Source organism: Polaromonas sp., from assembly GCF_010365105.1.
Lineage (GTDB): Bacteria > Pseudomonadota > Gammaproteobacteria > Burkholderiales > Burkholderiaceae_C > Polaromonas.
In genome coordinates this window covers 22,186-36,544 of the sequence record NZ_JAAFGZ010000019.1, presented here as the reverse complement: position 1 = coordinate 36,544, position 14,359 = coordinate 22,186, and the positions used below count along the sequence as shown (strand labels likewise).

Annotated in this window: 10 protein-coding genes; all 10 read left to right on the top strand. The window is 67.5% G+C overall.

Annotation, left to right across the window (positions count from 1 at the left end):
* Positions 1 to 128 precede the first annotated feature (128 nt).
* Positions 129 to 794 (top strand): hypothetical protein, encoded by a 666-nt coding sequence (locus GZ092_RS13730; RefSeq protein ID WP_293637194.1) that lies wholly within the window; start codon positions 129 to 131, stop codon positions 792 to 794.
* Positions 795 to 817: 23 nt separating this feature from the next.
* Complete coding sequence (locus tag GZ092_RS13725; protein WP_293637192.1) at positions 818 to 1,165, top strand: Base plate wedge protein 53; 348 nt, start codon at positions 818 to 820, stop codon at positions 1,163 to 1,165.
* A gap of 5 nt (positions 1,166 to 1,170) precedes the next feature.
* A complete protein-coding gene (locus tag GZ092_RS13720) occupies positions 1,171 to 2,298 on the top strand; it encodes a hypothetical protein (protein ID WP_293637216.1) in 1,128 nt (375 codons plus the stop codon).
* On the top strand, positions 2,295 to 2,807 hold the full coding sequence (locus GZ092_RS13715; RefSeq protein ID WP_293637190.1) for a phage baseplate assembly protein V: 513 nt from the start codon (positions 2,295 to 2,297) through the stop codon (positions 2,805 to 2,807). Before GZ092_RS13720 ends, GZ092_RS13715 begins: the two co-directional genes overlap by 4 nt.
* A 165-nt stretch (positions 2,808 to 2,972) precedes the next feature.
* Complete coding sequence (locus GZ092_RS13710; RefSeq protein WP_293637188.1) at positions 2,973 to 3,290, top strand: hypothetical protein; 318 nt, start codon at positions 2,973 to 2,975, stop codon at positions 3,288 to 3,290.
* 13 nt (positions 3,291 to 3,303) lie between these two features.
* Positions 3,304 to 3,681 (top strand): GPW/gp25 family protein, encoded by a 378-nt coding sequence (locus GZ092_RS13705; protein ID WP_293637186.1) that lies wholly within the window; start codon positions 3,304 to 3,306, stop codon positions 3,679 to 3,681.
* Positions 3,678 to 6,296 (top strand): putative baseplate assembly protein, encoded by a 2,619-nt coding sequence (locus GZ092_RS13700; RefSeq protein WP_293637184.1) that lies wholly within the window; start codon positions 3,678 to 3,680, stop codon positions 6,294 to 6,296. The genes GZ092_RS13705 and GZ092_RS13700 overlap by 4 nt, the downstream gene beginning before the upstream one ends.
* Complete coding sequence (locus GZ092_RS13695) at positions 6,293 to 8,914, top strand: putative baseplate assembly protein (protein ID WP_293637182.1); 2,622 nt, start codon at positions 6,293 to 6,295, stop codon at positions 8,912 to 8,914. The genes GZ092_RS13700 and GZ092_RS13695 overlap by 4 nt, the downstream gene beginning before the upstream one ends.
* On the top strand, positions 8,911 to 11,073 hold the full coding sequence (locus GZ092_RS13690; RefSeq protein WP_293637180.1) for a hypothetical protein: 2,163 nt from the start codon (positions 8,911 to 8,913) through the stop codon (positions 11,071 to 11,073). The genes GZ092_RS13695 and GZ092_RS13690 overlap by 4 nt, the downstream gene beginning before the upstream one ends.
* Positions 11,074 to 11,108: 35 nt before the next feature.
* Positions 11,109 to 14,345, top strand: coding sequence for a DUF6519 domain-containing protein (locus tag GZ092_RS13685; RefSeq protein ID WP_293637178.1), 3,237 nt, complete (start codon positions 11,109 to 11,111; stop codon positions 14,343 to 14,345).
* The last annotated feature ends 14 nt before the right edge of the window (positions 14,346 to 14,359 follow it).

Here is a 14,359-nt window from a genome sequence, read left to right as displayed (position 1 = left end):
GGAAGAGAGTTAAACCGTATGTGAGGGAGTTCATTTAGCGAAAAGGTAATTGCAATCAAGGACATAGGCTACTTCGCCATGTCCGATACGACCAGCCGCCAAGTTTTAACGGATAGGAACCAGATGCTATGAGTGGCTACTCAAATTCTCCGAAGCTCGTCAAAGGCGGCCTCGTCATCCTCGACCCGGCCAGCGGCGCCGTGCGGCGAACGATCGCGCTGCAGTACAACCCCGACAGCCTGTCGCGCAGTTACCAGGTGCAGGGCGTGGGCGGGGATGGCGGCGGCGCGCGGGCGCAGCCGTTCCGCCTGAAAGGCCCGGCGGTCGAGTCGATCAAGCTCGAAGCCGAAATCGACGCGACCGATGCGCTGGAGCATCCGGAGCAGAACGCCAACGCCGTGGCCTTCGGCATCGCGCCGCAGCTGGCGGCGCTGGAAAGCCTGGTGAACCCGAGCACGGCGGAGTTGCTGGCGCTGAACGCCTTGTCGCAGTCTGGCACGCTGGAAATCCTGCCCCCCGAGGCGCCGCTGGTGCTGTTCATCTGGAGCAAGAGCCGCGTGGTGCCGGTGCGCGTGACCGACTTTTCGATCACCGAGGAAGCCTTCGACGTGGCGCTCAACCCGCTGCGTGCCAAGGTCAGTCTGGGACTGCGCGTGATGACAACGGACGACCTGGGCTTTGACCACCGGGGCGGCGGCGTCTTCATCAGTCATCTGCGCACGCGCGAGGCGCTGGCCGGCAAGACCGGTGCGGCGTCGCTGCAATCGCTCGGCCTCTCAAGCCTTCCGCTTTGAACCATGAGCCACGGAGCATGCCCATGAACGATCCTGTCCAACTCCTCATTGATGCCGGCGCGATTCCGAATACGCCGTTCGCGCCGCAAAGCCGCTACAGCGGCGTACCGCTCGCGCTGCTGCAGCGCCGCCCTGGCGAGCCCGCCATCCCCTACGTGCGTCGGCGCTTCCTGCCCGCGCCCGGCACGCTGGTCCTGGCGGCCCGGCATACCGTGGTGGCCGGCGACCGGCCCGACCTGCTGGGCGCGAAGTACCTGGGCGATTCGCTGCTCTACTGGCGCATCGCCGACGCGAACGCGGTGATCGACCCGAACGAGCTCACCGACACGCCGGGCCAGCGCGTTGACATTGCGCTGCCGGCAGGGATGTGACGGCCATGCAAGGCGGCATCCAGCTCTCGCTGCTGATCGGCCCGGTACCGGTGCCCGCGCCTGCCGAGGCGATAGAAGCGCTGAGTTCGGCGAAAGTCGATGCCGGCTCCGGCGACACGCCCTCGGGCTTCGAGCTGACCTTCGAACTGGCGGCGCGTTCGCCGCTGCGCACGCTGTTTCTGCTCACGGGCGGTGCGAGTGCTGCGCCGCTGATGCGCGTCGTGCTGGTGGCGCGCATTGGCGGCAATGCCGAAGCGTTGATCGACGGCATGGTGACCCATGTCGAGACGCTGCCGGGCGAGGGCGGCGTGGGCAAGCTGGTGGTCAAGGGCAAGGACATGAGCGCGCTGATGGACTACATCGACCTGTCGGGCATTCCCTACCCGGCCATGCCGCCGGCTGTGCGCGTGCTGCTGGTGCTGGCCAAGTACGCAGCGCTGGGCGTGATCCCGCTGGTGATTCCGAGCATCGTGGAAGACCTGCCGATTCCGGTCGAGCGCATCCCGCAGCAGCGCGGCTCCGACTACGCCTACGTGACGCGGCTGGCGCGGCAGGTCGGCTACGTGTTTTACCTGGAGCCCGGCCCGGTGCCGGGCACGTCCAAAGCCTACTGGGGGCCGGAGATACGCATCGGCCAGCCGCAGCCTGCGCTGTCGGTCAACATGGACGCGATCACCAACGTCGAGGAACTGAGCTTCAACTTCGACAAGGAAGCCAAGAAAATGCCGATTGTCTATTTCCAGGAACTGCTCAGCAAGGCGCCCATCGGCCTGCCGATTCCGGATATCTCGCCACTGAACCCGCCCCTCGGGCTGGTGCCGCCGCTGCCGCCCAAAATCGAGAACCTGCACGAGACGGCGCACCTGTCGCCGCTGTCGGCGCTGATGACCGGCCTGGCGTACGCCAGCCAGCACGGCGACTCGGTGTTCGGCAGCGGCCGGCTCGACGTGGCGCGCTATGGCCGGCTGCTCAAGTCGCGCCAGCTGGTCGGCGTGCGCGGCGCCGGTTTGCCGTTCGACGGGCTCTACTACGTCAAAAGCGTGTCGCACGACATCAAGCGCGGCGAATACAAGCAGAGCTTCAGCCTGGCGCGCAACGCGCTGATCTCGACCTTGCCAACGGTGCCGGTATGAGCGACAGCCCCTTCTACGGCAAGTACCGCGGCACCGTGGTCAACAACATCGACCCGCTGCTGATCGGCCGCCTGCAAGCCATCGTTCCCGACGTGTCAGGCCTCATCCCGTCGAGCTGGGCCATGCCGTGCGTGCCGGTGGCCGGGATCAACATGGGACTGTTCACGGTGCCGCCCATTGGCGCGGGCGTGTGGATCGAGTTCGAGCGCGGCGACCCGGACTTCCCGATCTGGGTCGGCGGCTACTGGGGCAGCGCAGCCGAAACGCCCAAGCTGTCGAACCTGGTGCTGCCCGGTGTGGCCGGCATCACGCTGCAGACCACGCTGAAAAACGGCATCGTGATCAGCGACATGCCGGGGCCGACCGGCGGGATCCTGATCCAGACCACCACCGGCGCGATGATTTCGGTGAGCGACGTGGGCATCATCATCTCCAACGGCAAGGGCGCAGTCATCAACATGACCGGGCCGACGACGGACGTCAACCTTGGCGCCCTGACCATCATCTAGAGCGAAAACCCTTTGAGGGGTCATCATGACATTCAATGAGTTTGGAACTTTTGCTATTAAATCAGTAGCTGTTTGCGCATACACAGCATGCGAAAAAGGCATTTTTGATGCTGAAAAAGTCATTTCCCGGTCATGACGGATGTGCGCTAGCCAGGAACCGCCGCCATGCCCGCTCCCATCCTTCACCTTGGCGCCACTGTGCTGTGCAGCCACGCCGGCCAGGCGCTGCCGATGTCGCCTTTCCCGCGCGTGCTGGTGTCGGCGCAACCCGTGGTCACGCTGGCCAGTCCGTATGCGATTGCCGGCTGCGCGCTGACCGGCACGCCCGTACCGCCGTGCCTGACGGGCCAGTTCGTGATGGGCGCGGCGCGCGTGCTGGCCGGTGGCGCGCCGGTGGCCACCCTGGCGAGCCAGTCCGTGTGCGTTCCCACGGGCACGCCGATGCTGCCGCTGGCGGCGCAGACGCGCGTGCTCGCCACTTGAAAGGAGTCTCAGGATGCCCACGCTGGACCACCCTTATCACTTCGACGGCCAGGGCCGCACGGCCACCACCGACCAAGCCGACCATGTGCGCGACCTGATCGAGCAGGTGCTGTTCACCGCGCCGGGCGAGCGCGTGATGCGGCCCGACTTCGGCGCCGGCCTGCTGGCGCTGGTGTTCGAGCCCAACAGCGGCACGCTCGCCGCGACCCTGCAGTTCCTGGTGCAAAGCGCCTTGCAGCAGCACCTGTCGCACCTGATCGCGGTGAACGCCGTGGTGGTGGAGAACATCGACGCCGCGCTGCACGTGACGGTCCAGTATGTCGTGCTGGCCGACGGCAGCACGCAGCAGGCGGGCTTTGCGCTGCCAGGCGCTACAGGAGGCGGCCTGTGAAATACTTTTGCTGCGACCCGAGGCGGCTGGCAGTCATCGGACGTACCGGCAGCGCCAACGGCATCGAGTTTCTGGAAGTGCGCGACCACCTGGAGCCGATCCAGCCGCTGCGCCAGCGCACGCTGTTCATGCGGCTGCTGCGGACAGTTCCGCTCAAGGCCAACGGCGACTGCGCGCTGGCGCCTGAGGACGTGCTGATCGACGGCGGCGAGCGCATCGCCATCGTTCCGGTCGAATGGGTGGCCGCCGCCGACAAGCTGCCGGTGGGCGTTGACCCGGCGCTGGTTGAAGGCATGGCCATTGGCGATTTGCCGCGCATGCTGGTGATTCGTACCACGCTGGCGGGCGACTTTTCCCGTTACACGCTGCATCTGCGCCAGAGCCCGGGCAGCGGCCAGCCCGACGGGTTCGACCCGAAACTGTCGGCTATCGAGTTCTCGTTCAAGGTCGAATGCCCGTCGGACTTCGACTGCGCCGCGCCCTTGCCCTGCCCGCCGCCCGTTTCCCTCAAGCCCGACATCGACTACCTGGCGAAGGACTACACCAGCTTTCGCCGCCTGATGCTGGACCTGCTGAACCTGCTGGCGCCCGGCTGGAGCGAGCGCTCGGCCGCCGACGTGGGGGTGGCGCTGGTCGAAATGCTGGCCTATGCTGCCGACAACCTGTCATACCGGCAGGACGCGATTGCCGCAGAAGCCTATCTCACCACCGCGCGCCAGCGCGTGTCGGTGCGCCGCCATGCGCGGCTGGTGGACTATGCGCTGCACGACGGCTGCAACGCGCGCGCCTGGGTGCAGGTCAAGGTGACCGCAAATTACACCCTTCCCCAAGGCACGCCGCTGCTGACCCGCAGTGGCCGTCTTCCACCGGTACTGGCGCCGGGCAGCAAGGAGTTGAGCGATGCGCTGGCCGCTGGCGCCGTGGTGTTTGAAACGGCGCATGAGGTCCAATTGCAGGCCAGCCTCAATGATTTTTCGTTCTACACCTGGGGCGACCAGGCGTGCTGCCTGCCGCGCGGCGCCACGCGCGCCACCTTGCGCGGGGCGCATCCGGAGTTAAAGCCAAACCATGTGCTGGTATTCCAGGAAGTCCTGAGCCCCACGACCTTGAGGAAGGACGATGCCGATCCGGCCAGGCGCTGGGCGGTGCGGCTGGTCGGGGTCAAGGTCGGTGTCGACCCGTCCGGCCGGCTGTTCGACGAGCCGCCGCTCGACGCACCGCAGGACGTCACCGAAATAGCCTGGGACGCCGCCGACGCGCTGCCGTTTGCGCTGTGCCTGTCCATTAAGGACCAGCCGGGCGTGGACATCAGCATCGCACTGGGCAACATCGTGCTGGCCGATCACGGCCAGACCGTGCGCAACGAAGCACTCGGCTCGGTGCCCCAGTCGCACCTCAAGCGTGTCGCGGCCGCCAGCATGGCCGGGCCGTGCCGGCATGCCGAGGCGGAACCCATCCCGCCGCGTTTTCTGCCCGCACTAAGAAACGCGCCGCTCACGCAGGGCTTCGATCTGGCGAAAGAGCTGGCGACGCCGCTGGCGCTGGACCCGGGGCTGGACGCCTTGCCGCTCCAGCTTCAGGACGAAGGCTGGTGGACGGCCAGTGCCTTGATCGATCGTGATCCCCATGACGCGCTGCCCCGGATCGACAAGCTGGAGGGCCAGCTCAAGTCGGCCACCGGCACCCTGACCAGCTTCTGGACGGTACAACGCGACTTGCTGGGCAGCTCGCCGGTGGCGCGCGACTTCGTGGCTGAAACCGGGAACGACGGCGCGGTTTTTTTGCGCTTCGGCGACGGTGTGCATGGCGAGCGCCCGCGTGAAGGCACGTCGTTCACGGCCCGCTACCGCGTCGGCAACGGTGTGGCCGGCAATGTCGGCGCGCAGACCATTTTCCATATCGTCAGCAGCAGCGCCGGCATTTTTGGCGCCATCACCAATCCTATGGCGGCGGCCGGCGGCATCGAGCCCGAGGACTTGGAGGCCGCCCGCCGCGATGCGCCCGAGGCGTTCCAGACGCAAGAGCGCGCGGTCACGGCTGCTGACTACGCCGCAGCCGCCGAACGCCGCCCCGACATCCAGCGCGCCGCGGCCACGTTCCGCTGGACCGGCAGCTGGCACACAGTCTTCGTCAGCGCCGACCGTCTGGAAGGCGCAGCCGTCGATGCGCGTTTCGAGGCGCGACTGCGCGCCCATCTGGAGCGTTTCAGGATGGCCGGCCATGACCTGGAAGTCAATGCGGCGCGCTATGTGGCGCTGGACATCACGCTGCACGTGTGCGTACTGCCCGGCTATTTCCGCAGCGCGGTGCTGCGCGCGGTGCAGCGCGAACTCGGCGCAGGCAGGCTGCCCGACGGCCGGCTGGCAGCTTTTCATCCCGACAACTTCACCTTTGGCCAGCCGGTGTACCTGAGCCGCATCGTCGCTGCCGCGCAGGCGGTGCAGGGCGTGGAGGCGGTGTGGGTGAAGAAATTCGAGCGCTTCGGCCAGCCCGACACGCTGCCGATGGAGGCCGGCATGCTGCCCCTGGGCCGGCTGGAAATCGCGCAACTCGCCAACAACCCCAATTTCCGCGAACGCGGGCGCTTGACGCTCGAAGCAGGAGGCGGCCAATGAGAGACACCCCACCCGTGCCCCCGGGCCTTGATGCTTGCGGCTGCTGTGACGGCATCAAAGCCAGCACGCCGGCAGGCCTTTCTAACCGCGCCGGCCTGGACGCGATCAGCTACCGCATCGGCGACTACGCGCAGTTCCGCGAAAGCCTGCACGCCGGCCTGTCGTCACCCCGCTTTCCCGAACTGGCGGGCCTGCGCACGCGCAACGCCGATGACTTCACGCTGGGCCTGTTAGATGCCGTGGCCTGCGCCGCCGACGTGCTGACCTTCTACCAGGAGCGCCTGGCCAACGAGTCCTATTTGCGCACCGCAATCGAGCGGGTGTCGCTGCAGGAAATGGGCAAGCTGATCGGCTACCGGCTGCGCCCCGGCGTTGCGGCCGAGACCTGGCTGGCGTTCGCGCTGGAAACGCCAAGGTTCGCGCCCGCCGGTTTGCCGCCCGAGCCTGGCGCCTTCGTCACCGGCATCCCGGACGCGCTGACGCTGGCGGCCGGTCTGAAGGTGCAAAGCGTGCCCGGCCCGGGCGAGAAGCCGCAGACCTTCGAGACCGTCGAGGACATGGCCGCGCGGCCCAAGTGGAACGCGATCCGCCCCTGGCTGTCGGAAGTGCGTGATCCTGGCCCAACCGACTTCTACCTGGCCGGCATGCGCAGCAACCTCAAGCCCGGTGATGCGCTGGTGTTCGTCGATCCGGCGTTTTTCAGCCAACCTGCCAGCAATACCCATTGGAATTTCCGGCGCATCGACAGCGTGGAAACCGACGACGCGAGCGACCGTACGCGCGTGAGCTGGAACGGCGCCCTGAGCGTGGCATCCAGCGGCGCCGGCCCGCTGCAGGTGCATGCGCTGCGCAAGCGCGCCAGCGTGTTCGGCCACAACGCGCCGATGTGGCGCAGCATGAGCCGGCAGTTCCGCCATGGTTATCCGGGAGGCAAGGATGCGACCGAATGGCCCGACTTCACGCTCAGCGAACTGGCCGGGCATATCGATCTGGACGCCGTGTTCGGCGAGATCAAGCCGGGCGGGATGGCGGTGTTGACGCGCCTGGGCTTCAACACCGGCGCCGTGGTACCCACAGGAAGCGTGGGCGCGCAGATTGGGGGGGCCGCCATCTTCGACATTGTGCAAAAACCGTTCACCGGGCTGTACCAGGTCAGCAGCGTCAACGATGTGTCGCTCGCCGCTTTCGCGCTGTCGGGCAAGGTCACGCGCCTGGGGCTCAGGGACCAGGGGCTGAGCAAGGATTTTTTTGATTTCGTGCGGGAAACCTCTGTGTACGCCCAGTCCGAACTGCTGAAACTCGCCCCCTACCCCGTCACCGAGGCGGTCAGTGGCCCCTCGCTGCAGCTGGCGGTATCGCCCGACGGATTTTTCTCCGGGCGCAAGCTGATCGTCACCGGCCTGCGCGACAGCGATGGCAGCCGGCTGGTCCACCAAGCCACACTGGTCGAGGCGAAGCCGCATCAAAACGGCGCGCTGCTGACCATCACCCCGCCGCTGCCCGCGACGCTCAGGCGCGAAACGGTGGTCGTGCATGCCAATGTCGCGCTGGCCACGCATGGCGAGACGGTGTCGCAAATCCTGGGCGCCGGCGACGCAGGCCGCAGCTTCCAGCGCTTTGAATTGCAGCGCCTGCCGCTGACCTACCGGGGCGCCGCCAATGCGAGCGGCGCCGACAGCGAACTGAGCGTGCGCGTCGGCGAGGTCGAGTGGGCCGAAAAGCCGACGCTCTACGGCGCCACCGCTGCCGAACGCGCCTACGTCTTGAGCGTCGATGGACAAGGCAAGTCCTGGATGGTATTTGGCGACGGCGTACGCGGCGCCCGGCTGCCCAGCGGCGTCAACAACGTTCGCGCCCGATACCGTCAGGGCTTGGGGCAGGAAGGCAATGTCGGCGCCGACCAGCTGACGCAGCTGATGAGCCGGCCGCTGGGCCTGAAAAGCGTCAGCAACCCGGTAAGCGCACAGGGCGGCACCGACCCTGAACCGGCTGACCAGGCGCGCCGCACGATGCCACTGGGCACGCGCACGCTGGGCCGGGTGGTGTCGCTGCTCGACTACGAAGACTTCGCCATGGCCTTTGCCGGCATCGCCAAGGCGCGTGCAGCGGTGCTGCAGCTCGCCGGCGGTCCGACCATCGCCCTGACCGTGGCCGGACAGGACGGCGCCCAGCTGTCGACCAGCAACCCGGTATGGAATAATTTGTTGCTCGCATTGAAGGCGAGCGGCGATCCGCACGTCAATGTCGCCTTGCTGCCCTGCCAGAAAAGCACCTTTCACCTCGGCCTGAAAATCAGGCGCGATCCGGCCTATGAACCCAAGGCGCTGCTGGCCGCCGTTGAGGCCGCGCTGCGCAGTCGCTATGCCTTCGATGCGCGCGCGCTGGGGCAGCCAGTGATGCAGTCGGAAGTGATCGCCGTCGTGCATTCAGTGCCCGGCGTCGTCGCAGTCGATCTGGACTTTCTCTACGGCGGCACGGCACCAAAGGCGCAAGCCCAGAAGTCGCGCCAGACGCGTTTGCTCGCGGCGCGCATGCACGCCAGCGGCGGCGCGCCGATGCCAGCGGAATTGCTGACGCTGGACACCGGGCCGCTGGACCGGCTGGAGGAAATGCCATGAGCACCCTTGACGCCAAGCGCCTCTATGCGCTGCTGCCGGCGGTTTACCGCATCCGGGACGAGCAGCAGGGCCACCCATTGCGCGCGCTGGTGGCGCTGATCGCGCAGGAGTTCGAGGCGCTGGAGGAAAACATCGAGCAGCTCTACGACGACCAGTTCATCGAGACCTGCGCCGATTGGGTGGCGCCCTACATCGGCGACCTGATCGGCTACCGGCCGCTGCACGGCGTGGCGCCGGCCATTGCGTCACCGCGCGCCGAGGTCGCCCACACGATTGCCTATCGGCGCCGCAAGGGCACGGCCGCCATGCTGGAGCAGCTGGCGCGCGACGTGACCGACTGGCCGGCGCGCGCGGTCGAGTTCTTCGAGCAGCTGGCCACCACGCAGTACATGAACCATGTTCGGCTGCACGCCCCGGCCAGCGCCGACCTGCGCTCGCTGCCCAGGATGCAGCAGCAGGGCGGACCGTTCAACAGGGTAGCGCACACGGCGGAAATGCGCCGGCCCGAAACCGGCTCCGGGCGCTACAACATCCCCAACATCGGCATCTTCCTGTGGCGCCTGCAGCCGTTTCGACTAAGCGACGTGCCGCTCACACCCGATCCGGGCGATAGTTCGGGGCGCAGGTTCCGCTTCAATCCGCTGGGCGCTGACCAGCCGCTGTTCCGGCTGCCAGCGACTGAAAAGCAGATCACGCACATCGCCGAGCCGGCCAATGTGCCTGCTCTGCTGCGCATCCGCGAGCTTGCGCTGCAGATGCACACGGCGCAAGACACCAGCGAGGTGGTGGTACAGACGCAGGACTACGGCAATAGCCGCAGCTTTGTGCTTCGCCGCTCTGGGGCAGTGGTGCCGGTCAACCGCTCCGGACCCGCAGCGCCACCGGGCGATCCGCCGTTCCGTGCCATTGCGGAGTTGCGAATCGCCGACTTGCGGGACATCGTCGATTCAGGCGGAACAGCGGTTGGCTGGGCGCACGAGGCGGCCACGCTGCCCGATGACATCCTGATCGACCCGGAGCGAGGCCGCGTGCTTTTGGGCAGCACGCGCGCCGTCGAGTATGTGGTCGAGCCGTTTGTCGCGAGCTTTCATCACGGTTTTTCGCTGCCCATCGGTGGCGGCGAGTACGAGCGCAGCCCGCAAGGGGGCCAGCTTGCCCGGCAACGCAGCGCGAGCGGCGGCGATGGGCTGCAGACGCAGCTCGACGCCATTGCCAGCGAAGGCCGCTTGATGCTGGGCGACAGTTTGACCTACGCGCAGACGCCGGTGTTCAAGGTCGATGCGGAGCTTGACCCCACCGCGCCGGGCAAGACCGTCGTGGTGGCCGCGCGCAACGGCGCCCGGCCTTTGATTGCTTCGGGCGCTCCGGTCACGCTGGCTATAGGCGCGCGCGGCCGGCTGGTGATCGACGGCCTGGTCATCAGCGGCGGCGCCCTGGAGTTGGCCGCCGCCGCCGATGACCAGCCGCGTGAACTGGTGCTACGCGACTGCACGCTGGTGCCGGGCGTGTCGCTCAACACCGACGGCAGCGCTGCCTCGCCCGGCGCGGTCAGCCTGCTCATCAGCCACCCGTTTGCCCAGGTCACGCTGGAGCGCTGCATCACCGGCCCGCTGCAGGCGGTGGCCGGCGCCCAGGTCTTCATGCACGACTGCATTGTTGACGCCGGCAGCGCCAGTAACGCGGCCTTCGACGCCGATGGCGCGGGCGGCGTGGGCGCCGAACTCACCGTGACCGAAAGCACCGTGATCGGCAAGGTCCACACGCGGCTGATGCGGCTGGCGTCGAACAGCATTTTTTTCGCCGCGCTAGGGGCCTTGCCGCTTGAAAGCTGGCACGCGCCGCTGATGGCCGAGCGCCGGCAGGAGGGCTGCATGCGCTTTTGCTATCTGCCTGCGGGCGCCATCACGCCGCGCCCTTTCCGCTGCGTGACGGGCGGGCTGTCCGTCCTGCCGCACTTCACCTCGCTGCGCTACGGCGATCCCGGCTATGGCCAGCTGCGGCCGGCCACAGCCAAGGAGATTCGGGAAGGCGCCGAAGACGGCGGCGAGATCGGCGTGATGCACGCTCTGTTCCAGCCGCAGCGCGAGACCAATCTGCGCCTGCGGCTCGATGAATACCTGCGCTTCGGGCTGCACGCAGGCATTTTTTACGCGACCTGATTCCACAAGGCCAACGACCATCCGGGAGAACCACCATGGCTGCCGACTTTTCCAGAGTGCGCTTGAACCCTCTGCTCGACTACGCGGGCGTCGAGCTCAAGCAGGGCGGCGTGTTGCTCGATGCCGACGCGAACGAGCTGGTGGCGCTGATCGACCGGCGCCTGCGCGCGCTCGCCAGCGACACGCTGGGCCGCGCCACGGTGTCCAGCACCACGCCCAACGCCTTCAAGGTGACCGCCGTGGCGGCAGGCCTGCTGGAGATCGACAAGGGCCGGCTGTACGTCGATGGCCTGCTGGCCGAAAACCATGGCGCCGACTCGAAAGACGCGGCGCTGCGCGTGTTTGACAGCCTGCTGTCCGAGACCAGCTTTGCGGGCAAGACCCCCTATGCCAGCCAGCCCTACCTGCCCGAGCCGCCCACGCTGCCAACCGCCGGCCGGCACCTGGTGTACCTCGATGTCTGGAGCCGCGAGGTCACGCACCTGGAGCAGCCGGGCCTGGTGGAAAGCGCCGTCGGCGTGGAAACCAGTTCGCGCCTGCAGACCGTCTGGCAGGTGCGCGTGCTGGCGCCCGATGCCGGAAGCAGCGCCAGCTGCGCCACGCCTGACGCCGGCATCCCGGGCTGGAGCGAGTTGATTGCGCCATCGACCGGCGTATTGACCACTGGCACTTTCGACGTGCCGCCCGCCGACGATCCTTGCGAGCTGCCGCCCAGTGGCGGCTACCGGGGGCTGGAAAACCAGCTCTACCGCGTCGAGATCCACGACCCCGGCCAGCCCGGCGGCACAGCCAGCTTCAAGTGGTCGCGCGAGAACGCCAGCATGGGCAGCCGCGTGGCCAGCGTGGTGTCCGGCACGGCGCTGGAACTCGACAGCCTGGGACGCGACGAGGTGCTGCGCATCAGCAGCGGCGACTGGGTCGAGATCACCGACGACGCGCGCGAATTCTCCCAGGCCGCCGGTGAAATGCGCCAGGTCACTGTCGATGAGGTCACGCGCCGCATCAGCTTTGCGTCCGCGCTGCCAGCCGCGATGCTGCCCGGCGCCTTTCCCGACAGCAACTGGCCCCTCGCGAAAAACCTGCGCGTGCGCCGCTGGGACCAGAAAGGCCGCGTCTTTCGCACCGACGCCAGCGGCACGCCGGTGCAGGTGCAGGACCTGGATGCGGCAAGCACCACCGGTCTGATCAAGGTGCCCGCAGCCGGCACCGCGCTGCTGCTGGAAAACGGCATCACGGTGAGCTTTGGCACCACCGGCGTCACCGGCACCCAGGTTTTCAGGGCCGGCGACCATTGGGAATTCGCCGCGCGCACGGCCGATGCGTCGATTGAACTGCTGGACGGCGCGCCGCCGCGCGGCATTCATCACCATTACGCGCGGCTGGGGTTCTGGGACGTGGCCAGCGGCACGGTGAACGACTGCCGCCATCCCTGGCCGCCGCAGGCAACGGCAGGCGAAAACTGCGGCTGCACCCAGTGCGTCACGCCCGAGTCGCATGCCAGCGGTCAACTCACGATCCAGGATGCCGTGGACAAGTCAAGGGATAGCGGCGGCACGGTCTGCCTGCACGCCGGCGCCTATGTGTTGCGCGAGCCGGTGCGCGTGCGCGGTGCCCGGTCGCTGCGCATCACCGGCCAGGGTCCGGCGACGATGATCGCGTCACCCGGTTCGGCCTTCATCATCGAGCGCAGCCTGGCGGTAGTCATCGACGATCTGGCCATCTTTTCGCTCGGGCGCCAGTCGGCCATCAGCATTCGCACCGTGCTGGGGCTGGCGCTGCGCCGGCTCGCCGTGGCGGTGCTGGGCAACGCCGATGCGCAGGGCGCGGCGGTCACGCTCAGCGGCGTGGTGGCCGGCGCGACGATAGAAGGCAACCTGTTCATCGCATCCGACGGCGTGCGCGCGCTGGAGCCACGCGAGGAAGAAGCGCCCCGCCTGCTGCTGTCGGCCGTGCTGCGCATCGACGACAACGTGTTCTGGTGCTCGGGCAGTGCGGTGCGGCTGGCAGGCGCCGTCGGCCATGCCTTTGAAACCCGCATGACCGGCAACCAGGTGATTGGCAGCCATGAAGTCGGCCTGGCCGCCGAAGGCTTTGCCTTGCCCGGTGCCAGCGTGCGCCTGTGCGGCAACAACCTGAATCTGCACGGCGCCGGCATTCGCTGCGCGGTCGATGGCGCCTGGATCGAAGGCAACAAGCTCCAGGCTACGGCCGATGGCGACCGCCCGCGCAGCGGCGCGGGCATCGAACTCACTACCGGCCTGGACAGGAACGGCAGCAACCAGTGCCAGGTGCTGGCCAACCAGGTGAGTGGCTTTCCAGACGCCGGCATTCTGGTTGCGGCTCCGGTGCAGGCGCTGATCGTCAAGCTCAACCTCATCGAGCAGTGCGGCAACGGCATCGTGATGGTTGACTCCGCCCGCGCCGGCTCGCTGTCGATTGAAAACAACCAGCTGCGCGGCATTGGCCTGCGCTCCGATATTGCCAATACCGGCATGACGCTGGGCATCGGCATTTTCCGCACCGAATCGGCCACCGTGGCTGGCAACACGCTGCGCCAGATTGGCCGGGACGCGGCCGAAAACAGGCAACTGGTGGCGGGCATTGCCGTATTTTCGGTGCAGCGTCCGCGCATCAGCGGCAACGACATCCTGGAAGTAGGCCCGCTGGACAACTTCGGCGGCGTCGTGGCCGGCATCAGCGTGCGCGCACCCTACGCGCAAGCCGAGATCAGCCATAACCATGTCGAGCGCGACGCCCAGCCCAGCTACCAGCCCAGCGACATCGCCTGGCTGGCGCTGCAGATCGACGAGCCCCAGCCCGGCGGCAACCTGGTCTCGCGCCTGGGGCGCTTCACCGCACTGCGTGTGGACGACAGCCGCATCCTGGTGCTGTCGGGCAGCCAGGCCTGGGTCAACACGGTTCCGTCCGGCGTGGATGCCGCCGGTGCGGCCGTGCCGGTGCAAGGCGCCAGCGCCTCGGTGCTGGGCAATGTCTTCATCGCGCGCGGACGCGCGCCGGCAGTGGACGTGAGCGCCAGCGGTGAAGTGCTGTTCAACGACAACCGCTGCGAGCTGCGCGCCAATTTCAGTACCAGCGCCGTGCTGCTGAACACACCGGTCGCCCTCATCCACGCCAACCGCGTGCGCGGCGCCGAAGACTCGATTCGCGTGGTCAACGGCAGGGCGCTGGTCGCTGCCATCGGCAACATCACCACGCGCCCGATCAATGCGCCGCTGCGGCCCGAAATGCTGCCGCTCAACCTCATCGGCTGAACGGCCCGCCAACC